Here is a 21746-nt window from a genome sequence, read left to right on the forward strand (position 1 = left end):
AGCGCCGGGTTTTTTATGGCTGTTGTTAAAGCAGCGGCTCTATCTGTTTGCCCGCTTTGAGAAAATTGACCGGATTGACGGGACGACCGTTCTCGCGCACTTCATAATGAAGGTGACTCCCGGTCGAACGCCCGGTGCTGCCCGCCTGACCGATGACCGTGCCGCGGGTGATCTTCTGCCCGTCACGGACCAGAACCTGCGAGAGATGCGCAAAGCGTGTGGCAAAACCATTGCCGTGGTCAATCTCGACCATGTTACCATAGCCGCCAAAGCGTCCTGCCTTCATGACCATTCCGGCAGCCGTGGCCCGGATTGTCTGGCCGTAGGCGGCGCGAAAATCGATACCTGAATGAAAGGCGGAGCTGCCGAAAAACGGGTCGCTGCGATATCCGAAAAGGCTCGTCACCGGCATACCGGGGGCAGGGTTCGCGAGCGGCATCGCCGTGATTTGTTTGCGAACGCTATCGAGCCGTTCCAGTGCACTGTCGAGATTGCGGATCTGCATGTCGAAATCATTGACGATTGTGCCGGGCGCTGAAATCGGAATCAGCGGGCCGCCCATGGCAGAATGCGCCTGGTCCGAGGTTTCGATGCGAAGCCCGGCGGAATTTAGCGTGTCGACGATGGTGTCGGCTTTTTCATAAGCGGCATCCGCCAGATTGCGCACCTTGCCATTCTGTTCGCTTTCGATGCGATGGAGGGTCTGGTTGATGGTGGCAAGCAACTTGTCGGAGGTCTCGATTGTGGATTCACCCGACATGCCGCCCGCAAGACGCAGACCCAGCGGTCCCGCATCGGCACGACGCTCCGGTTTGACATTCGCGGGCACAGGCCCGGTTATGATCGGATCGATGCCGGGAAAGTCCCGCTCGCCAATCGCCTCATCCGGGATAAGCTGGCTATGCTCTTCGGCGAAGGGGACGGGCTGTGTCGGCATATCCGGCATTGGCTGCAACTTCGATGCCCGTTCCAGCAAAGGCGCAAGCTTGCCATCGCGCGCGCTCAGCGTCTGCTGTCGCTGCATGAGTTCAGCGAGCTTGTTTTCCATGACCTGCTGGTCAAGCATCTGGCGGCTCGTAATGCGGTCCACTTCCGTGCGCAGCAGCGAAATCCGGTCTTCATAAAGCTGCTGGTTGCGTGCCTGTCGCGCAATGCTGGAACTGATCAGATCATCGCGCAGCACGAGATAGGCGGTGGAGCCGAGATAGGCAGTTGAAAGCGCCAGAAACGCCGCTCCGCCTGCAATGGCCATCCAAGGGCGAAACGTGAAATGGCTGATTTTCTCGCCGCGAGCGATAATGACGACAGGCGGTTCCTTGCGTTCACCGAAGACCGTCTTTCCCGTTGTTTTCGCCCGTTTATTCGTCATGGCACCCACATGCCCCCCGATAGAGCAGCTCGGAACCTGAACACGGATGCGAACTGCAAAATTCTGGCGGAACGTTCTGGAAAACGCACCGATTCCCTAAGTTTGATTACAACTTATTAGGGTTAATAAAGCTTTGCATTCGTGGCTTGCGCCAGCCATGCGGGCCGGAAAGTGTCTCAGATCGAGACCGGAGACAGGTTGCGATAAAAGGACGGCGTCAGTCCGGCTTCGGCCCGTGCCAAATCGTTGAACGGCGGCTTGAGATCGCCGCGAAAATTGGTGCGCACCAGTTCCTGAAAGCGGGCGACCGGATCGATGCGATTACGCGCGCAGAAAAAGCGAAACCATTTCGCGCCGACCGCGACATGGGTTTTCTCGTCGTTATAGATGGTGTCCAGTATCGCTGCCGTCTCGTGATCGCCGGTTTCGATCATCTTTTCGAGAAGCGACGGCGTCAAATCCAGCCCACGCGCTTCGAGTATGAGCGGCACCACGGCCAGCCGCGCCTCCAGATCATTGCGCGTTTGATGCGCCGACTGCCACAGCCCGTCATGAGCAGGCATGTCACCATAATCGGCACCAAGATCTTTCAGGCGATTGCGCAGCAAAGTGAAATGCCGCGCTTCGTCATCAGCGACTTTCATCCAGCCATCGAAAAAGCTGCGCGGAATGGGCTTGGCTGCAAAGCGGGCCACAATATCGAGCGCCAGATCGATGGCATTCAACTCGATATGCGCAAGAGCGTGCATCAGCGCGATACGGCCATGCTCCGTGTGGAGCGAGCGCTTCTTCATCATGCGCGGCGGGACAAGCTCCGGCTTGTCCGGACGGCCCGGACGATCTGGCAAAGGCGGGTCGAGCGGGCTTCGCACCGAGAGCGTGCGCCCGAACCAGCGCGCCGCCGTCTCGCGCGTGAGGCGGACTTTGTCGTCCAGATCGGCTGCAGCAATGGCACGGATGGCATTGCCACGCAGCGTTTGTTCGGGAGCCTTGGTCTCGCGCATCACAGGATACACTCCGTCGGGCTATAGGGCGCGAGCCGCTTCCAGCACGTCTTCGGCGTGACCGGCAACTTTCACCTTGTTCCAGACCCGTGCGATACGGCCAGCGGCATCGATCAGAAAGGTTGTACGCTCGACGCCCATATATTTGCGGCCATACATGCTTTTCTCGACCCACACGCCATAGGCTTCCAGAGCTGTGCGTTCTTCGTCTGCGACGAGATCGACGGTCAAATCGTGCTTTTTGCGAAACTTGGCATGTTTCGTGGCGCTGTCTGGCGACAGGCCGATTACCCGCGCACCGATTTTGTCGAATTCCGGCTTCAATTGTGAAAAGGCAATCGCTTCCTTGGTGCAGCCCGACGTGTCATCCTTGGGATAGAAATAGAGGACGACAGGCTTGCCTTTCAACGACGAAAGGGTGAGTTGACCGCTTCCCGAAAGTCCATCTGACGGCAAGCTGAAATCCGGTGCCGTTTCGCCAACTTGGGGATGAGCCATATCTGTGCCTTTCTTTTATGGATTAGCATGGAAATCACCTGTTACAGTCCGAGCTATCGCATTCGAGTGACGCTTGTGCAACCATGGAAACCGCATCGTTTCGCAGATTGGCGAAATGTCGGAAAATGGACGCAAGCGCAAACCGCAAGCACTGTCTCAGATGGAAAGGGTGAGTAAAATCAATTCAATACGATAGTTTCATGATTCATCTTATGAAGCGTCGTCGATTGCAGCACTTGATATCCGGCTGGGTTGTTGACAGAGAAACCGAAACGAATCCGCTTCACGAAGCGGGAGATGGATAGAATCGAGCGTCTGGCCGCTGATGGCGCAGATGGTCTCGCAGACGGCCCGTTGCGCTCGGGGCGGTCATTTATTTCGCGTTGTTCCCATGCTTTCGTTTCGATTTGCATTCTGCTTGTTCTGGTCGGTGGTGCGGGTTTTCTCATTCTTCGTGGCGGCGTGAACAGCGAGCTTTTGCGTAATGAAGCGCAGAAGGCTCTGGTCGGCGTGCTGGGCGATGGCGCGTCCGCTTCGATTGGCAGCGCCGCGCTTTCGCTCGATCAGGATAGCCATGTCGCCATGGAAGCGCGGGACGTTTCCGTGATCGACCCCGGGCAAGGCGTTGAAATCAAAGGCATCCGGTCTGTGCGCCTTGGTTTGGCCCCTCTGCCGCTTTTGACCGGATCGGTGCGCGTGGCGCAGCTCGAAGTCGAGGGCGTGACCTTCGATATGCCGGAGGCGAAGGGCGACGGTTTCTGGAAGTCCCTGCCTTACGATGAGCGCGGCATCGTCGATTTCGATGCCGTTTCGGCGCAGATTTTCGCGGCGATGCGCAAGAGCGTCGAGCTTTTGCGCCAGCAGGACACCCGCGCCATTGGCATTTTCAACAGCACCATCCGCTTCAAGGCGGGCGACGCTCAACAATCCGTGGAAATCAAGACTGCGCGACTGGTGGAAGATCAAGGAAAGATCGCCATCACGGGTGATCTGCTCTGGCAGGGTAAGAGGATCGCGATTGACGGCAAGATTGATCGCGATGTTGCTGATAACAGCCTTCAGGGCTTCGCGCTTAACATCAATGATATTCCCGTTAAGCTCGGATCGCCGCCTGAAGTAACGCCTGTCATGGCGAACAACAGGATCAATCCGGCGCATTTCGAGCTGGACGGGCAGGCAAAAATTACGCTTTCCGGCACAGCCGCGACGGGCGACCGGCCCGAACGCCTTGGCGTTGATCTGGGCGTCGATGGCATCGACATGCAGATGGGGCGGGTCGAGGACGTGCGCGGCAGTGCGCTTTTGAGCCTTGAGCATCAGGTGGGTAGTCGCAAGATCGAGATCAAGCAATCGCGGCTGCAATTGGGGGGACTTCAGGCGCAGTTCAACGGCGCATTCGGGCCAGAACCGGAGGATGCGGGCAATCAGGACGGTCCGGCCTATCGTTTCGAGGTTCTGACCAGTTCGGCGACGAGCATGCCAGCGGAGTCGACAGAGCAGCCGCTGTCCTTCGCAACCCGCATATCTGGTCGTTTTCTGGCTGATCAGCTGCGTGTGCAGTTTGCCAATCTCGATGTGCAGACCGAAAACGGTCAGCTTTACGGGCAGGGCGGCATGGCGTTCGGCAATGGCTCGCCCGAAATGATCTTCATGCTGCGCATTCCTAAAATGCCTGTGGCTGACGCCAAGCATCTCTGGCCCATCGACGTGGCCGATGGCGCGCGTGAATGGGTTCTGAAAAACCTTTACGGCGGCACGCTGAAAGATAGCCAGATCGACATCTCGCTGGCTGCCGGACGCTTTAACGGTCCGGGTCTGCCGCCACCGCTGACGGGCGATGAAATCAAAGGTGATTTCAAGGTTTTCGACACACGTCTTGACGTGGTCGGTGAATTGCCGCCGGTGCGCGATGCCGATGGCGTGATCACCGTTCGCGGTGCGCATACGACGATCAAGCTCCCCAAGGGGGTCGTCTATACGGCGCAAAACAGAAAGGCCGACGTTTCCAACGGCACGCTGATCATTCCATGGGGACCGCAGCGTCCGGTTATTTCCGATCTCGATATTACGGTTTCGGGCGATGCATCCGCTATCGCCGAGATTGCCGGTAAAAAGCCCATTGATGTTCTGAAAAACGTGCCCTTCCTGCCGGAAGACGTATCGGGCGATGTGAAAGCGCAGGTGAAGGTAAGCTTTGCCGTGTCGAAGGACCCGCCGCCCGGCACTTTGAAATGGAGCGCCGATATCGGCTTCAACAATCTGGATATCGCAAAGCCGGTGGGCGGATCGAATGTCAGCAATGCGACAGGCACGATCAAGGTTGACCAGACCGCCGCTGTCATCACCGCTGATGCTAAACTCGATGGCGTACCCGGCAAGGTGACGATGACCGAGCCGGTTAATCTGTCCGGACCGGCCAAGCGCGATCAGAAGATCAAGCTGGAAATCGACGACAAGACACGCAACGCGGTGTTTCCGGGGCTGAACTCCGTCTTTTCCGGGCCAATGTCGGTTGATCTCGGCATGGCGGAAGGCGGTAAGCGCCACGTCACGGCCGATCTTGGCAGAACACAGGTGGACCTGTCATGGCTTGGCTGGCGTAAGGGCGCTGGCATACCGGCCAAGGCCACCTTCGATTTCATCCAGAATCCGGATGATAAGAGCAAGATCGATATCAACAATCTGGTCTTCACGGGGGATGCATTCGGCGTAAAGGGCGATCTGTCGATTGCCAAGGGCGATTTCCAGTCGGCTGATTTCAGCGAATTGCGTCTCAACCGGAATGACCGTCTGTCGGTCAAGGCTACCAAGGGTGCCAATGGCTATCGGGTCAATGTGCGCGGATCGCAATTCGATGCGCGGGCCTTGATCAAGCAGGCGTCCGATCTGGGCGGCAAGGGCAGCGGCGGCAAAAGCAAGGGGCCGCGTGTGGTCGTGAGCGCGCAGGTCGATGAAGTCAGCGGCTTCAACGGCGAATCCTTGCGCAATGTCGCTATTTCCTATGAAAGCTCCGGCAATCGCATTGCGGGTGTTTCCGTCAACGCCCAGACTTCGTCCGGTCAATCATTCGTCGCGACGAATAATGATCAGGGCGATGCCCGCTCAATTTCGCTCCAGTCCAATGATGCGGGCGCGGTGCTGCGCTTTTTCGATTTCTACGACAAGATGCGCGGCGGCAAGATAACCGTTGGGCTTGCGGCGCAGGGCGATGGCCCGCTGCGTGGACAGATCGATGCCCGCAACTTCGCGATCATCAACGAGCCGCGTCTGGCCAAGCTCGTGTCGAGCCCGCCTGCAACCGGTGGTGCAAGCCTCAATCAGGCGGTGAAGCGTGACATTGACGTGTCGCGCGTCGATGTCGAGCGGGGCTTCTCGCTGATTGAAAAGGGCGATGGCTATCTCAACCTGTCGAAGGGTGTGGTGCGCGGACCATCGGTCGGCACAACGTTCCAGGGAACGCTTTACGACAAGCAAGGCAATATGGCGATCACCGGCACCTTCATGCCTGCTTATGGCGTGAACCGCCTGTTCGGGGAAGTGCCTATCGTGGGTATGCTGCTGGGCAATGGTCGCGACCGTGGCCTGATCGGCATCACCTACAAGCTTTCGGGAAGCGCAAAACAGCCGCAGGTGATCGTCAATCCTATTTCGATCATTGCGCCAGGCATCTTCCGCTCGATCTTCGAGTTTTAAAGCGGGTTAGCGCCGATAATACGGATGTGAAAAAGCCGGGCAGGAGCCCGGCTTTTTCGTTTCAATTATTGGGCTGGCCAGATCAGGCCGGGCGGATAAGCACGTGGCGCTTCTTGCCGAGCGACAGCTTGATGACGCCCTGATCGTTCAACGCACCGGCGTCGATCGTCATGCGCGGATCGGTGACCGGCTCGTCATTGATGCGCACGGCACCGCCTTCAACATGACGGCGGGCTTCACCGTTGGTGGTGCAGAGTTCTGCCAGAACCATCAGCGCCAGAATGCCGATGCCGCTGTTGAGCGTTGCCTTGTGGACGCCGACCGTCGGAAGATTTTCAGACAGTTCGCCGTCTTCAAAGGTCTTGCGGGCCGTCTCGGCGGATTCCTCGGCGGCATCACGGCCATGCAATATAGCCGTTATCTCCGTCGCGAGGATCTTTTTCGCTTCGTTGATCTCAGAACCTTCGAGCGCGGCAAGCTTGGCGATCTCATCCATCGGCAGCGTCGTGTAGAGCTTCAGGAAGCGTTCCACGTCTGCGTCCTCGGTGTTGCGCCAGTATTGCCAGAAGTCGTAGGCGCTCAGCATGTCCGCATTGAGCCAGATGGCGCCGCCCAGCGACTTGCCCATCTTCTGGCCGGAAGCGGTGGTCAGCAGTGGCGAGGTCAGGGCATAGAGCTGCGGCGTCCCCATACGGTGGCCGAGGTCGATACCGTTGATGATATTGCCCCACTGGTCCGAGCCGCCCATTTGCAGGCGGATATTATGGCGCTTGCTCAGTTCCACGAAGTCGTAAGCCTGCAGGATCATGTAGTTGAATTCGAGGAAGGACAGCGACTGCTCGCGGTCAAGGCGCATCTTCACCGAATCGAAGGACAGCATGCGATTGACCGAGAAATGACGGCCCACATCGCGCAGGAATTCGAGGTAATTGATGTTGCGCAACCAGTCGGCATTGTTGACCATCAGCGCGTCGGTGGCGCCGTCGCCAAAGGTGAGGTAGTTCGCGAAGACGCGCTTGATGCCGGCAATGTTCTCGGCAATCGTATCTTCGGTCATCAGCTTGCGCGCTTCGTCCTTGAAGGACGGATCGCCGACCATGCCCGTGCCGCCGCCCATCAAGGCCACAGGCTTGTGGCCGGTCTGCTGGAACCAGTGCAGCATCATGATCTGGATAAGACCGCCCGCGTGCAGACTTGGTGCCGTCGGGTCGAAGCCGATATAAGCCGTCACGGTTTCCTTGGCCAACAATTCGTCGAGGCCGCTTTCATCGGAAATCTGATGAATGAAGCCACGCTCGGAAAGCGTGCGAAGAAAATCGGATTTGAAACCGGACATTCCTTTTTCCTGACTGGTAAGGCGAAGTTGAAACTGGAGTAAGCGGATGCTTACAACAAAGTGATAAGTTGGCCTTTAGCACCAATCAACCGCCAATAACAAGGAAACTCCCGAACGTCTGGCGAAACACGCAATTTGCGCAGGTTTCGTCAACAGCTTCGATTGTTCAGTGCTGTGCTGTGCCTGAAAACAGATTGAGAACCACTACGCCTGCGATAATCAATGCCATGCCCGCCACGGCGGCAAAATCCAGCTTCTGACCGAAGACGAGCCAGCCGATCAGCGCGACCAGTGTGACGCCGATCCCCGACCAGACTGCATAGGCAATGCCGACGGGAATAGTCTTCAATGTCAGGGATAGAAAATAGAAGGCAAGCCCATAGGTGACGACCACAATAATAGATGGAATGGGCCGGGTGAACCCTTCCGACGCCTTGAGGCTCAATGTGCCGATGACTTCGGAGCAGATGGCAATGGCGAGAAGGGCATAGACCGGCATGGCGCACCTGCTGAGAAACGAATCGATCTGACGAAATCAATATGCACAAAAAATCCGGCGGAGCGATCCGCCGGATAAGACCAGGTCAATCTGGTTTGCGACCGATTTTGTTGTTTAGCGCAGACGCTTCGGGCGCGCTTCGACCAGTTCGCCCATCAGCCGGCGGTCGAGATATTCCGAGCATTCCTCGATCAGCTGATCGCCATGGCCGGCAAAGAAGTGGTTGGCGCCTTCAATCGTGTTCTGCGTGATGGTGATGCCCTTCTGGGTCTTAAGCTTATCCACCAGCGCCTGCACATCCTTGGGCGGTGCGACCTTGTCCTGATCACCATGGATGATGAGACCGGACGAAGGGCACGGCGCGAGGAACGAGAAGTCGTAGGTGTTCGGCTGCGGTGCGACCGAGATGAAGCCTTCGATTTCCGGACGGCGCATCAGAAGCTGCATGCCAATCCAGGAACCGAAGGAATAACCGGCAACCCAGCAATTCTTGGAATCCGGATGCAGGGCCTGCACCCAGTCGAGCGCGCTCGCGGCATCCGACAATTCGCCCGCGCCGTGGTCGAATTCGCCCTGGCTGCGACCGATGCCACGGAAGTTGAAGCGCAGTGTCGTAAAACCGCGCTGCTGGAACATGTAGAACAGATCGTAGACGATCTTGTTGTTCATCGTGCCGCCGAATTGCGGATGCGGATGCAGGATGAGCGCGATGGGCGCGTTCTTTTCCTTGGAAGGCTGATAGCGGCCTTCGAGGCGTCCGGCTGGTCCGTTAAAAATGACTTCTGGCATGTGTACTCCGCTTGTAACGGGATGATCGGACCGAAGCTGCGAACTTGACGTTGGGGGACGCCGCTTCTAGAACCGATTTGAAATTTGGACAGGCTGAACCTGAAGTTCAGCACGCAGTAATGGCTTAATAGGCTTTTCCCGATTGAAAATTCAAGGAAATTGCGCTCGAAGCCCATTCTTGACGTTATTTAGGAGATAGGGACGGTGAACGGGAGCGGCAAGAGGCTCTATCTGGACTATAATGCCAGTGCGCCTTTGCTCGATGAAGCGCGCAATGCGGTCATCGAGGCGTTGAGCATTACGGGCAATCCGTCCTCCGTGCATCGTGAGGGCCGCGCTGCCCGCGCGCTGGTTGAAGCGGCGCGCCGCAACGTCGCGTCGCTGGTCAACGCCAAGCCCGAACATGTCTTCTTTACCTCCGGCGCGACCGAAGCTGCATCGACGCTTTTGACGCCGAATTATATGATGGGGCGTTCGCCGGTGCGCCTTTCGCATCTTTATGTCAGCGCGACCGAGCACCCCTGCATGACCGCTGGCGGTCAGTTTGCCGCTGACAGCATCACGGCATTGCCTGTCGATGCAAACGGCATTTTGCGGCTCGATGTGCTGGAGCAAGCGCTTGCTGCCTATGACAAAAGCAAGGGCTTGCCGCTGGTCGCCGTGCAGGCCGCGAATAACGAAACCGGTGTCGTTCAGCCCGTGGCAGAGATTGCCGCTATCGTGAAGGCTGCGGGCGGCATTTATGTCGTCGATGCCGTTCAGGCGGCAGGGCGTATTCCGCTCGATATTTCAGATAATTGTGGCGATTATCTCATCGTTTCGTCCCACAAGATCGGCGGTCCGAAAGGCGTCGGTGCGGTTATTGCCATTTCAGATCTGATGATGCCGCGTGCGCTGGTGCGCGGCGGCGGTCAGGAGAAGGGACACCGTGCCGGTACAGAAGCCTTGCCGCTGATTGCGGGCTTCGGCGCTGCTGCAACCGTTGCGAAAGAGCGGCTTGAAAGTGGCGGCTGGTCTCCCGATATGCGGGACAGACTGGAAGCGGGGATTTTGGAAATCGCACCCGGGGCAGTGATTCACGGCAAGTCCGTGGATCGTCTTCCGAACACAACGTTCTTTTCGCTCGATGGCCAGAAGGCCGAGACAGTCCAGATCGCCTTTGACCTTGGCGGAATAGCGCTTTCGGCGGGTTCTGCCTGTTCGTCAGGCAAGGTCGGTCCAAGCCACGTGCTGGCGGCCATGGGCCATGAGGACGGCCCCGGCGCGATCCGTGTGTCGCTGGAACCGGATGTGAGCATGGATTCGGTCGAAGCGTTTCTCGCCGTCCTGCGCAAAATTGTTGAGCGTCACGAAAGCAGGAAATAGGCGGCGGAAGTGTGTTTAAACGCTGGAATGGCTGCCGGGTTTACGCCATTCCCAAAATATTCTTGAATTTTTCGGACAAATTTACGTGCGGCGCTTGAAATCTAGTTTAGAGAGGTTTTAAAGAAGCGTCACGCACACTATATTGAGGCGGTATTGTTCAAGACATATCACCTTGACGTTTGCAACTGTCGGGCCTTGACCCCGACGAGGATGGAGAACGCCAATGCCTGCAGTGCAGGAGACCATTGATCAGGTCCGCGGCCTTGACGTGGATCAGTACAAGTACGGCTTCGAGACGACGATCGAAGCAGAGAAGGCTCCCAAGGGCCTGAACGAAGATATCATTCGCTTCATCTCCGCCAAGAAGAATGAACCGGAATGGATGCTGGAATGGCGTCTGAAGGCCTATGAACGCTGGCTCACCATGGAAGAGCCAAGCTGGGCGCGTGTCGATTATCCGAAGATCGATTTCCAGGACGCCTATTATTACGCGGCGCCGAAGAACCAGAGCGGCCCGAAGTCGCTGGATGAAGTCGATCCGGAACTTCTCAAGACCTACGAAAAGCTTGGCATTCCGCTGCGCGAGCAGGAAATTCTTGCGGGCGTGCGCAAGCAGGGCGATCCGAGCGAAATCGACGGCAATCCGTCAGACAATGTCTATGCGTCCGGCCGTGTTGCCGTCGATGCGGTGTTCGACAGCGTGTCGGTCGTGACCACCTTCAAGGAAGAACTCTCCAAGGCGGGCGTGATCTTCTGCTCGATTTCGGAAGCTATCCGTGAACATCCTGAACTGGTGCAGAAATATCTAGCGTCGGTTGTTCCGGTGTCGGACAACTATTATGCGACGCTGAATTCGGCTGTCTTCACCGACGGTTCGTTCGTCTATGTTCCGAAGGGCGTTCGCTGCCCGATGGAGCTTTCGACCTATTTCCGCATCAACGAGAAGAACACCGGCCAGTTCGAGCGCACCCTCATCATCGCCGATGAAGGCGCCTATGTTTCCTATCTGGAAGGTTGCACCGCACCGCAGCGCGATGAAAACCAGCTTCATGCCGCCGTGGTTGAACTGGTTGCGATGGAAAACGCCGAAATCAAGTATTCGACGGTCCAGAACTGGTATCCGGGCGACAGCAGCGGCAAGGGCGGCATCTACAACTTCGTCACCAAGCGTGGCGATTGCCGTGGCGACAATTCCAAGATCTCCTGGACACAGGTTGAAACCGGCTCTGCCATTACCTGGAAATATCCGTCCTGCATTCTGCGCGGCGACAACTCACGCGGTGAGTTCTACTCGATTGCCGTGTCGAACGGTTATCAGCAGATCGACTCGGGCACCAAGATGATCCATCTCGGCAAGAACACGTCGAGCCGCATCATTTCCAAGGGAATTTCGGCTGGCAAGTCGAACAACACCTATCGCGGACAGGTTTCGGCGCATCGCAAGGCGGAGAATGCCCGCAACTTCACCCAGTGCGACTCGCTTTTGATCGGCAACGATTGCGGCGCGCATACGGTACCGTACATCGAAGCGAAGAACGCTACGGCGCAGTTCGAGCACGAGGCAACCACCTCCAAGATTTCCGAAGACCAGCTGTTCTATGTAATGCAGCGCGGCATTCCGGAAGAGGAGGCAATCGCTCTCATCGTCAATGGCTTCGTGAAGGAAGTCATTCAGGAACTGCCGATGGAGTTCGCCGTCGAAGCCCAGAAGCTGATCGGCATCTCGCTTGAAGGCAGTGTCGGCTAACCAATCGACACGCCTCTTCCCCATTGATTTTTCTGGCCAGCCTTTTCCTGGCATTAGAACAAGGTTTACATTCATGCTTGAGATCAAGAACCTCCACGCAAAGATCGCCGATACGGACACCGAAATCATCCGTGGCCTGAACCTCACCGTGAACAAGGGTGAAGTGGCTGCGATCATGGGGCCGAACGGTTCGGGCAAGTCCACGCTGTCTTACATCCTCGCTGGTCGCGACGACTACGAAGTGACCGAAGGGGACATTCTCTACAATGGCGAGTCGATCCTCGAACTCGACCCGGCAGAACGCGCTGCCAAGGGCATTTTTCTCGCTTTCCAGTATCCGATGGAAATACCGGGCGTTGCCACGATGGAATTCCTGAAAGTCGCGATGAACAGCCAGCGCAAGGCGCGCGGCGAGCCGGAACTGAAGATTCCGGAATTCATCAAGCGGGTGAAGGATGTCGCCGGCGGCCTCAACATCGACATGAGCATGCTGAAGCGCCCGCTCAATGTCGGCTTCTCGGGCGGCGAAAAGAAGCGCGCTGAAATTCTTCAAATGCAGCTTCTGGAGCCAAGCCTCTGCGTGCTCGACGAAACCGACTCTGGCCTCGACATCGATGCGCTGAAGATCGTTTCGGAAGGCGTCAATGCGCTGCGTTCGCCTGACCGCGCCGTGATCGTCATCACCCACTATCAGCGTCTGCTCGAATACATCGTTCCCGATAGCGTGCACGTGCTTTACAAGGGCCAGGTCATCAAGTCTGGCGACAAGAGCCTCGCACTGCATCTGGAAGAAAACGGTTATGCCGAAGTAATCGGCGAAGCAGCCTGAGGAGGATTGGATTATGAATATCCAGACCGCTCAGACCGCAAAGCCGAGGACGCCCGCTGAAAGCGCGCTGATCGACAATTTTGGCGATTATATCGGCGATTTGTCGGGCAATGGCGATGTCGTCGTCGCACGCGATACCGCGCTTGAGCTGCTCAAGAGCATCGGGCTTCCGTCGCGCCGCGTCGAAAGCTGGCATTACACGGATTTCCGCACACTTTTGAAGGGCGTCGCGCCTTTTGATAGCGCTGCCGGTACGAAGCCGCTTGCGGCTTTGCTCACCGGTTCCACCATTCTTGCCGCCAGCAATGGCGCTGCGCTCGACGCCAAGGCGCCGGAAGGCGTTTCGCTGACCCCGGTTCGCGAAGCGTTGGCCGATGGTTCGCTGGCTCTTCAGCTTAAAGCACGTGGCACCGACGATACGATTGGCCAGATCAACGCTGCCTATGTCAGCGATGGCTGGATGGTTTCGATTGCCGATGGCACCGAGCTGGAAGCGCCTCTCGAAATCCAGAACATCCAGAAGACCGGGCAGAGCCACACGCGTTTCCCGGTTCGCATCGGTTCGGATGTCAAGGCAACGATCATCGAGCGCCAGAATGGCGGCGAGGGCGATGCGTTCTCGACGTCGGTGAGCCACGTTTCGGTTGGTGACGGCGCAGAAGTCCTCTGGGTCATCCTGCGTGATTTCGGCCAGGCGACGCAGCTTTCGCAGTTCAATGCGACGATTGGCAAAGGCTCCAAGCTCACGCTATACATCGTCAATGCGGGCGGCAAGCTGGTTCGTCAGGAAGTGCACGTCAATGTAACGGGCGAAGATTCCGACTTCGAGCTTCGCGGCCTCAATCTTCTGGCCGACGACACCCACACCGACATCACCATGACGGTTGGCCATCTGGTGGAGAACACCCGTTCGACCCAGATCATCCGCAATGTGGTGAAGGACCGCGCGCGCAGCGTTTTCCAGGGCATGATCCGCGTTGCGCAGATCGCCCAGAAGACCGATGCCCGCATGGCCTGCAACACGCTTCTGCTTTCGGACGAAGCCGAGTTCGACGCCAAACCGGAACTCGAAATCTTTGCCGATGACGTGGCCTGCGGTCACGGTGCAACGGTTGCCGAGCTTTCCAAGGACTATCTGTTCTATCTGATGGCCCGCGGTGTTCCGGAAAACGAGGCGCGTGGCCTGCTGATCAAGGCGTTCATCGCCGAGATCATTGAAGAGCTGGAAGACGAAACGCTGGTGGAAGCGCTGGAAGCCGTGCTGTCCAACTGGCTCGCCGTTCATGCCTGATTGAATAGGACGGTGCGCTCAGATGTGCGCGCCGTCCTTCCTGCCGAACGGCAAAAGGAACGATCATGGACCAGAAGAATCCGCTTGTTGCGGCCTATGACGTGGAAGCCATCCGCCGGGATTTTCCAATTCTGTCGCGCGAAGTCCACGGCAAGCCGCTTGTCTATCTCGACAATGGCGCTTCGGCGCAAAAGCCGCAAAGCGTCATCGATGCGGTGACGCACGCTTATTCCAACGAATATGCGAATGTGCATCGCGGCCTGCATTTTTTGTCGAATGCTGCAACCGATGCTTATGAAAAGTCGCGCGAAACCGTGCGGCGTTTTCTGAATGCGGGCTCGGTCGATGAGATCGTCTTCACCAAGAACGCCACCGAGGCAATCAATACGGTCGCCTATGGCTACGGCATGCCGCATATTGGCGAAGGCGACGAGATTCTGGTCTCGATCATGGAGCACCACTCCAATATCGTGCCGTGGCATTTCATCCGTGAGCGACAGGGCGCCGAGCTGGTTTTCGCGCCGGTGGATGATGAAGGCATCTTCCATATCGAGGAATTCGAGAAGCGCCTGACCGATCGCACAAAGCTCGTCGCCATCACGCATATGTCCAATGCGCTTGGCACGGTGACGCCGATCAAGAAGATCGTTGAGCTTGCCCATGCGCGGGGCATTCCGGTTCTGGTCGATGGCAGTCAGGGCGCGGTGCACCTGCCGGTCGATGTGCAGGATCTGGGCTGCGACTGGTATGTCTTCACTGGCCACAAAGTTTATGGTCCGTCCGGTATCGGTGTCCTTTATGGTCGCGCCGAAATGCTGGAAAAGATGCGCCCCTTCCAGGGCGGCGGCGAAATGATCGAGGAAGTCACGGAAGAATACGTGACCTATAATCATCCGCCACACCGTTTCGAAGCTGGCACGCCACCCATCGTTCAGGCAATCGGTCTTGGTGCGGCGCTCGAATATATGGAAAAGATTGGTCGTCACGCCATTCTCGCCCATGAGGAAGATTTGCGCGATTACGCCCACGAACAACTGGGCAAAATCAATTCGCTCCGCATTTTCGGTCATGCGCCGGACAAGGGCGCGATCATCTCGTTTGCGCTGGAAGGCATCCATGCGCATGACGTGTCGATGGTGATCGACAGGGCCGGGGTGGCGGTGCGCGCGGGCACGCATTGCGCACAGCCCCTCTTGAAACGCTTTGGCGTCACCTCTACATGCCGTGCATCCTTTGCCATGTACAATACCCGCGCTGAAGTGGATGCATTGGCGGAAGCCTTGGAAAAGGCGAGGAAGTTTTTCGGATGACCGAGATGGAACAAAAAGTTCAGGATCAGGCTGCAACCAAGCCTGCCGATGAAACGGCGAAAGCCGAAGGCAGCGCTGTTTTCTCTGCCTCCGCTCTTCCGCAGGAAGAACTCCTGCGCATGACGGATGACATCATTGCGGCTTTGAAAACCGTCTATGACCCGGAAATCCCGGCGGATATCTACGAGCTTGGCCTTGTCTACAAGATCGATATCGAAGACGACCGTACCGTAAAGATCGAAATGACCCTGACGGCCCCCGGCTGCCCGGTGGCTGGCGAAATGCCGGGCTGGGTGGAAAACGCCGTTGGAGCGGTGGAGGGGGTTTCCATGGTCGAAGTTTCGATGACCTTCGATCCGCCATGGACCGCAGACCGTATGTCCGAAGAAGCGCAGGTCGCTGTCGGCTGGTATTGATTGCCTGCCCAGATTTTGAAATGCAAACAGCCCCGTCTTACGGGGCTGTTTTTGTTTGTTCCATCTATTACGAGAACCGCTCACACTTTCGAAAAAATGCTCAGTGCCCGGTCGTTTTCGCATAATGCATGGATTGCTTGCCTCGGCAGCCGCGGAGCAACCCGACAAGACCTCCAAGCGCTGTCGCGGAGGCCAGCACTGCCGGCGCGCCTTTCAGCGGAATGGAGAGAACCGAAACCAGTAATTTCCAGCTGCGGCTGGCCAGCAACGAAGGCAGTTTACCGAGCGCCCGCGATGGGTTCTTCTTGTAGGACGAAATGAACTCCGTCGTGTTGTGATCGCGATTACGGCGGAAGTGATAGGCGAGGGTCAGGCGGCTGAGCGGCACAGTCTCGTAGACGATGGCGTCCGGCGCCCATCCCGTTTTCGCATTGAGCGTTTTGGCCTTGGCCCACAAATGCCAGTCTTCGCCGCCCGTCAGGCCGAAATAGGAATCGAATCGCAGTCCCGTCTCGCGAAAGAAATCGAGCCTGCCCATCCAGCTTCCCGTAGCGACCTTGATGCCGCCAGCCAGGCCATTTTCCCATTTCGCGCGTGATTTCCGCTCCGAGCGACTGGCAAGGCGGTCCAGCCCGGACCAGACGAATTTCTGCCAGATGTTCAATTTGCCCTCGACAGGCATCGGGCGCACCGGCGAGCCGACGATATCCAGGCTCTCCCTCTGTTGCTCAGCAAAGAGTTCGATCAACCAGTTTGGTTCTGGAATTTCGTCGTCATCGATGAAGACCAGAAAATCGTGGCCGTTATCGACGGCATGGTTCAGCGCGCAATTGCGGGAGTGCGAAATGCCGATCCTCGGTTCAAGCCGATACTGCACGATATGGTCCGGCATGCGCGCAGCAAAAGCCGTCACCTGTTCATCCAGCGATTTGCGAGAATCGTTCTCGACGACCAGAAAATGCAGCGACACCTGTTCCGGCACCACGACGCTTTCCAATGACTTGAGAAGTGCGGCGAGCATCGCCGGGCGATTTCTCGTTACCACTGAAATCAGAATAGAATATCGCTGCATGAACTATCTCGTTCTTAAATAATTCGGAATTCTATATTGAAATGAAAATAGTTAATACGGCAAGTATTAGGGAGCAAATAATAAATATTATAAATTACTAAATTATAATATACTTATAATGGTGTAATGATTTGGCTTTTTAAGTATTAATCGAGATGCGCGATGTCGTGCGAGGAGGCGCAGTCGCAACAGTCATTGATTGTAAGTATTGGGAAAAACTGGAGCGGGTAGCGGGAATTGAACCCGCGCGTTCAGCTTGGGAAGCTGACAGGCTACCATTACATCATACCCGCAATCTGCAAGATATTTCAGTATCTTGTAGCCACATCGGGCTCGATCAGATTGGAGAGTTTGGCACTCTTGGGCACAAGCTATGTTCTCTTTATCCACCCGTCAATCTGTAAGATTGCGGCGGCAGGGTGGGGCCTGCGAAAAGTTGCTCAGCTGACGCGATCACATGCTGTTACAGTCTTCACTTTGCTGTCAAAGGTAGCAGAATTAGCATTTGCGCATATTGATATCCGCCGATCCGTCGCCATCTGCTGAACAAGCCTTTTACGACTTGCTGCAACTCGCGGTGGGTGAAACGAAACGGACCCGACGGATACTCTATGGCAAAGACAACAAAGCGTCGCGCATTGCTGATTGTGAACCCCAATGCCCGTAATGGGAAAGGGTTCGGCGGCGCGATGAGGACGGAACTTGAGCGCGGTGGGCTGGAACTGTTCGAGCACCAGCCGCGCGAGGGCGAAACGATCTCCGATGTCATTTCGCGCGAGCGGGACCATGATCTGGTCGTCATCGGCGGTGGTGACGGTTCCCTCAATGCGGCTGCAAAGGGGCTCATGGAAACCCGCATGCCGCTCGCCATTTTGCCGCTCGGAACAGCCAATGATTTTGCCCGCACCGTGGGCATTCCAGCTGATCCGGTGGAGGCGGCCCGTCAGATTGCGACCTATAAGGTGCATCCCATCGATCTCGGCGAGGTGAACGGTCACCTCTATTTCAACGTCGCCAGTATCGGTTTCAGCGCGGAACTTGCGCAGCAACTGAGCGCGGACGCGAAAAACAAATGGGGCAAGCTCGGCTATGGTATCGTCGCGGCGCGCATTTTGATGCGGTCAGAGCTGTTTACCGCCTATCTCGAACATGATGGCATCACCGAAAAGATCAAAACATTGCAGGTTTCCGTCGGCAACGGCAAGTTTTACGGTGGTGGCATGGCCGTTGAAAAGGACGCGGCCATCGATGACGGCAAGCTGGATTTCTACAGTCTCGAAGTTGATCACTGGTGGCATCTGCTTCGTTTACTGCCGAGCCTGCGACGCGGCACGCAGTCGAAATGGAATGATGTGCGCGCCTTTCCGACGACAGAAGTGATTATCCGCACCAAGAAGCCGCGCGCGGTGAATACCGATGGCGAGCTTTCCACCTGGACACCGGCGCATTTCAAGCTCCACCGGCAGGCCATCAACGCGCTTATTCCCACTTAACCGGCGCGCGACCGGTAAACTCGAGCCAAAAAAAGGGCCCGCAGCTATGAAGCGCGGGCCTAATCATGACGTTAGGTGACTGGCTCAGAGGTCAAGAGAGCCACTTCTAAAACGGAGTAGTCCTGCGAATGTTCCGTGTTTAGAAGAAAAAATACCAGATAATCAGCACGAGGATGAATGGTACGCCCAGAAGCCAAAGAATGAGTGCTCGAAACATGGTGTTCTCCTTGTTGTGTATTTCCAACTCTGTGGGAGGCAGATTGGTTCCACAATTCAAGGCGGTGATCGTCGGCTCCGTTAATCATCTTGTGCGTGTGGCGACTCAAATGACGGCTTTTCTGAAAGTTTTAATGATCCGTCAATAAATCGGTGACATCACTGGATTTATGTAAAGTGCAGCCAGCGTTTTTGGCTGCGTGTCGAGTAGCGGGCGTGTGGCGTATGAGTTCGAAGCGTGGGCTGAAAATTTCGGTCAGCGAGAAGGCGGCGATGTTGCGTGATAAGCGCGGCTCGGTCGCCATGATGACTTTCATGGCCATGGCCGTTGCTCTGGCCGGTTGCGCGACGCCGCCGACTGCCAAGCCGAAGCCGAAGCGCTCCAAGGAATATTTTGCCGAATCCAAATATGGCGTGAAGGCAAGCCCGCGTGTTGCCTATGGCACCGGCAAGCCTATGCCCCGTGGGGGCGGACGAGATCAGACGGGCCAGCCTTACAAGGTTAAGGGCCGCTGGTATTATCCCAAAGAAGACAAAAATTATACCGCCGTCGGTCGTGCGTCCTGGTATGGCGAGGCCTTCCATGGCCGTCTCACTGCCAATGGCGAAGTCTATGACATGACGCATCTGACCGCAGCGCATCCGACCATGCCGTTGCCGAGCTATGCCCGCGTGACCAATATGGATACCGGTAGCTCAGTCATCGTGCGCGTCAACGATCGCGGTCCCTATGAATATGATCGCGTGATCGATCTGTCGCAGAAAGCGGCGGAAATGCTCGATTACCAACATCACGGCACGGCCAATGTGAAGGTGGAATATGTCGGGCGCGCACCGCTCGACGGCAAGGATGATGCCTATCTGATGGCATCCTATCGTCCGGCTGGCGGCGACATGATCGGCCAGCCTGCAACGGGCGTGATGATGGCCATGAACGGCCCGACGCCGACCTCGCCGAAATCCGCTGTTCCGATACCTGCCATGGCGCCGCAAAGCGCACCTATGCCGGTTTCCGCACCTGTGCCGCAGGAATCGCCATTCTCGGTCAATCCGGCCTATGGCGATGCGTCGGGTCCGGCACCGGTTTTGCCACCGAACGTACCTCTGCCGTCGCGCAAGCCGAATGGAAGCTTTGGTGTGGCCAATGCGGGTCACATCAGCGGACTGACGGGCTATGCGTCTGATCGGATCGCCGCAAGCGCCTATACGGAAGAACGCACTTATGGCAGCATCCTGACGGCAAGCGCTGTTTCGGATGCATGGAAGCGCCGCAATGCCGAAGAGCACGGCGAGTATGTTGAACTCGGTCTGTTCGACACGCTTGCAGCGGCTGAAAAGATGCAGCGCGCCTTGCCGAAAACGGCGAAAGTCAAACGCACCAAAGTGCCGACTGAAACGGGCGAGTTCTACGAACTCACGGCTGTTGCAGAAAAGGGCGGCAACGATGCCCTGCTGCGCGCGGCATGGAAGGCTGGGGCCAAGAACGCATTCGTTGTCCGTATGGATTAATCCCTCAGTCGCATCATATTTGAGTGATGCGGTTTGAAGGATTGATTTTGGTCGAATTCGTTGCGTAAGCTTGTACTCTTGCTGTCGTAACGGGATTTCCATGGGGCTTCATTCAAGAATCGCTGGCGTTTTAACAGCAGGAACGGTGGGGATCGCTGCCGTTCTGTTGCCTTTGGCGGCCGTTGCCGCGCCAGCCGAGACCGCGCTTGTGACCAAGGCTCCGCAAGCCCTGCTGATCGATGACCGCAGTGGCACGGTCCTTCTGTCAAAGGGCGCCGATACGCCGATCCCGCCCGCATCGCTTGCCAAGCTGATGACAGCGGAGGTGGTGTTTGAAGCACTGGAAAAGGGCCAGACCACACTCGAAACGCCTTACATCGTCAGTGAAAATGCCTGGCGCACCGGCGGTGCACCGTCAGGCACTTCGACCATGTTCGCCCGCATCAAGTCCGCACCGACCGTCGCGGATCTTCTTCAGGGGCTCATTGTTCAGTCGGCTAACGATGGTGCAATCATTCTGGCTGAAGGAATGGCTGGGAGCGAACAAAGCTTCGCGGAACGAATGAACCAGCGCGCCAGGGAACTGGGTCTTACCAATTCCGTGTTTGTGAATTCGACCGGTCTGCCTGCAAGCGGACAGTCGGTAACCCTGGATGATCTGGCCAAGCTTGCACGTCATATTCATTCCGCCCACCCGGATTTTTACAAATATTACGCGCAGGAGGCCTTTACCTGGAACAATATCACCCAGCGCAACCGCAATCCGCTTTTGCGGCTGGATGTTGGCGCGGATGGCATGGGCACCGGTTACACGGAAGCATCTGGTTACGCTCTAGTCGCATCGGCTGAGCAGAACGGGCGGCGTCTGTTTCTTGCGTTGAGCGGTCTCGCCAGCGTCAAGGAGCGCGAAGAGGAAGCCAGAAAGCTGATCCAGTGGGGCATGACGTCGTTTGACGATATGCGTCTTTATTCGGCAAACGATATTGTGGGGGAAGCGCAGGTTTTCGGCGGGACACAGGCCAGTGTTTCGCTGAAAGTGAAGGACGATGTCGAATTACTGCTGCCCAAAGAGGGGCGGGAAAAGCTGAAGGCACGGTTCATTTATGAGGGGCCGCTGCATGCGCCGGTCGCAGTTGAAAGCAAGGTCGGTATGCTGGAGTTTGATCTCAACGGCAATATGGTTCAGCAAGTGCCGCTGTTTGCTGCGCAATCCGTCGAGAAAGGCAGTCTTGCGCAAAGAGCATGGAGCAGCGCGGTGGAGCTTTCGACCGGCTGGTTGCGCAAATATCTTTAGACAGTTTTCGGGACAT

At 56.9% G+C, this 21746-nt stretch carries 17 protein-coding genes and 1 tRNA gene; 10 read left to right on the forward strand and 8 right to left on the reverse strand.

Annotated features, from left to right (window positions below; genetic code table 11):
• Positions 1–25: 25 nt before the first annotated feature.
• From HWD97_RS06655 to HWD97_RS06665, 3 genes are all read right to left on the reverse strand, one after another.
• Positions 26–1369, reverse strand: coding sequence for a M23 family metallopeptidase (locus tag HWD97_RS06655; RefSeq protein WP_109368889.1), 1344 nt, complete (start codon positions 1367–1369; stop codon positions 26–28).
• A 176-nt stretch (positions 1370–1545) separates the two neighbouring features.
• A complete protein-coding gene (locus HWD97_RS06660; RefSeq protein WP_109368890.1) occupies positions 1546–2373 on the reverse strand; it encodes a ferritin-like domain-containing protein in 828 nt (275 codons plus the stop codon).
• A 21-nt stretch (positions 2374–2394) separates the two neighbouring features.
• A complete protein-coding gene (locus tag HWD97_RS06665; protein ID WP_109368891.1) occupies positions 2395–2871 on the reverse strand; it encodes a peroxiredoxin in 477 nt (158 codons plus the stop codon).
• A gap of 297 nt (positions 2872–3168) precedes the next feature.
• Between HWD97_RS06665 and HWD97_RS06670 the strand changes: the two genes are divergently transcribed.
• Entirely contained in the window at positions 3169–6564 is a 3396-nt protein-coding gene (locus HWD97_RS06670) for a DUF3971 domain-containing protein (protein ID WP_124915988.1), read from the forward strand.
• A gap of 82 nt (positions 6565–6646) precedes the next feature.
• On the opposite strand, the gene tyrS is transcribed toward HWD97_RS06670, so the two are convergent.
• The 3 genes from tyrS to HWD97_RS06685 form a co-directional block, all read right to left on the reverse strand.
• Positions 6647–7900, reverse strand: coding sequence for a tyrosine--tRNA ligase (gene tyrS / locus HWD97_RS06675; protein WP_109368893.1), 1254 nt, complete (start codon positions 7898–7900; stop codon positions 6647–6649).
• 166 nt (positions 7901–8066) lie between these two features.
• Positions 8067–8399, reverse strand: coding sequence for a multidrug efflux SMR transporter (locus HWD97_RS06680; RefSeq protein WP_109368894.1), 333 nt, complete (start codon positions 8397–8399; stop codon positions 8067–8069).
• 114 nt (positions 8400–8513) lie between these two features.
• Positions 8514–9188, reverse strand: coding sequence for an alpha/beta hydrolase (locus HWD97_RS06685; protein WP_078338528.1), 675 nt, complete (start codon positions 9186–9188; stop codon positions 8514–8516).
• 204 nt (positions 9189–9392) lie between these two features.
• On the opposite strand from HWD97_RS06685, the gene HWD97_RS06690 reads away from it, so the two are divergent.
• The 6 genes from HWD97_RS06690 (at position 9393) to HWD97_RS06715 (ending at position 16146) form a co-directional block, all read left to right on the forward strand.
• Positions 9393–10553 (forward strand): cysteine desulfurase family protein, encoded by a 1161-nt coding sequence (locus HWD97_RS06690; RefSeq protein ID WP_109368895.1) that lies wholly within the window; start codon positions 9393–9395, stop codon positions 10551–10553.
• A gap of 223 nt (positions 10554–10776) precedes the next feature.
• Positions 10777–12300, forward strand: a complete 1524-nt coding sequence (sufB, locus tag HWD97_RS06695) for a Fe-S cluster assembly protein SufB (protein ID WP_078338531.1) — start codon at positions 10777–10779, stop codon at positions 12298–12300.
• Between the two features lie 73 nt (positions 12301–12373).
• Entirely contained in the window at positions 12374–13129 is a 756-nt protein-coding gene (sufC, locus tag HWD97_RS06700) for a Fe-S cluster assembly ATPase SufC (RefSeq protein WP_109368896.1), read from the forward strand.
• Between the two features lie 13 nt (positions 13130–13142).
• Positions 13143–14420, forward strand: a complete 1278-nt coding sequence (gene sufD / locus HWD97_RS06705; RefSeq protein WP_371834886.1) for a Fe-S cluster assembly protein SufD — start codon at positions 13143–13145, stop codon at positions 14418–14420.
• A gap of 65 nt (positions 14421–14485) precedes the next feature.
• Positions 14486–15730, forward strand: a complete 1245-nt coding sequence (locus HWD97_RS06710; RefSeq protein ID WP_371834887.1) for a cysteine desulfurase — start codon at positions 14486–14488, stop codon at positions 15728–15730.
• Positions 15727–16146 (forward strand): SUF system Fe-S cluster assembly protein, encoded by a 420-nt coding sequence (locus HWD97_RS06715; RefSeq protein WP_109368899.1) that lies wholly within the window; start codon positions 15727–15729, stop codon positions 16144–16146. Before HWD97_RS06710 ends, HWD97_RS06715 begins: the two co-directional genes overlap by 4 nt.
• Before the next feature lie 100 nt (positions 16147–16246).
• Here the strand turns inward: HWD97_RS06715 and HWD97_RS06720 are convergent, their stop codons facing one another.
• Complete coding sequence (locus HWD97_RS06720; protein ID WP_109368900.1) at positions 16247–17218, reverse strand: glycosyltransferase family 2 protein; 972 nt, start codon at positions 17216–17218, stop codon at positions 16247–16249.
• 219 nt (positions 17219–17437) lie between these two features.
• Positions 17438–17511 (reverse strand) — tRNA-Gly (locus HWD97_RS06725).
• 318 nt (positions 17512–17829) lie between these two features.
• Between HWD97_RS06725 and HWD97_RS06730 the strand changes: the two genes are divergently transcribed.
• From HWD97_RS06730 to HWD97_RS06740, 3 genes are all read left to right on the forward strand, one after another.
• Complete coding sequence (locus HWD97_RS06730) at positions 17830–18711, forward strand: lipid kinase (RefSeq protein WP_371834888.1); 882 nt, start codon at positions 17830–17832, stop codon at positions 18709–18711.
• 441 nt (positions 18712–19152) lie between these two features.
• A complete protein-coding gene (locus HWD97_RS06735; RefSeq protein WP_109368902.1) occupies positions 19153–20436 on the forward strand; it encodes a septal ring lytic transglycosylase RlpA family protein in 1284 nt (427 codons plus the stop codon).
• A 100-nt stretch (positions 20437–20536) separates the two neighbouring features.
• The gene (locus HWD97_RS06740; RefSeq protein WP_109368903.1) at positions 20537–21730 is read left to right on the forward strand and encodes a D-alanyl-D-alanine carboxypeptidase family protein; all 1194 of its coding nucleotides are present in this window, start codon (positions 20537–20539) and stop codon (positions 21728–21730) included.
• Positions 21731–21746 lie beyond the last annotated feature (16 nt).

Origin of the sequence: Ochrobactrum sp. C6C9, from assembly GCF_022627935.1 — a bacterium.
GTDB classification, from domain to species: domain Bacteria; phylum Pseudomonadota; class Alphaproteobacteria; order Rhizobiales; family Rhizobiaceae; genus Brucella; species Brucella teleogrylli.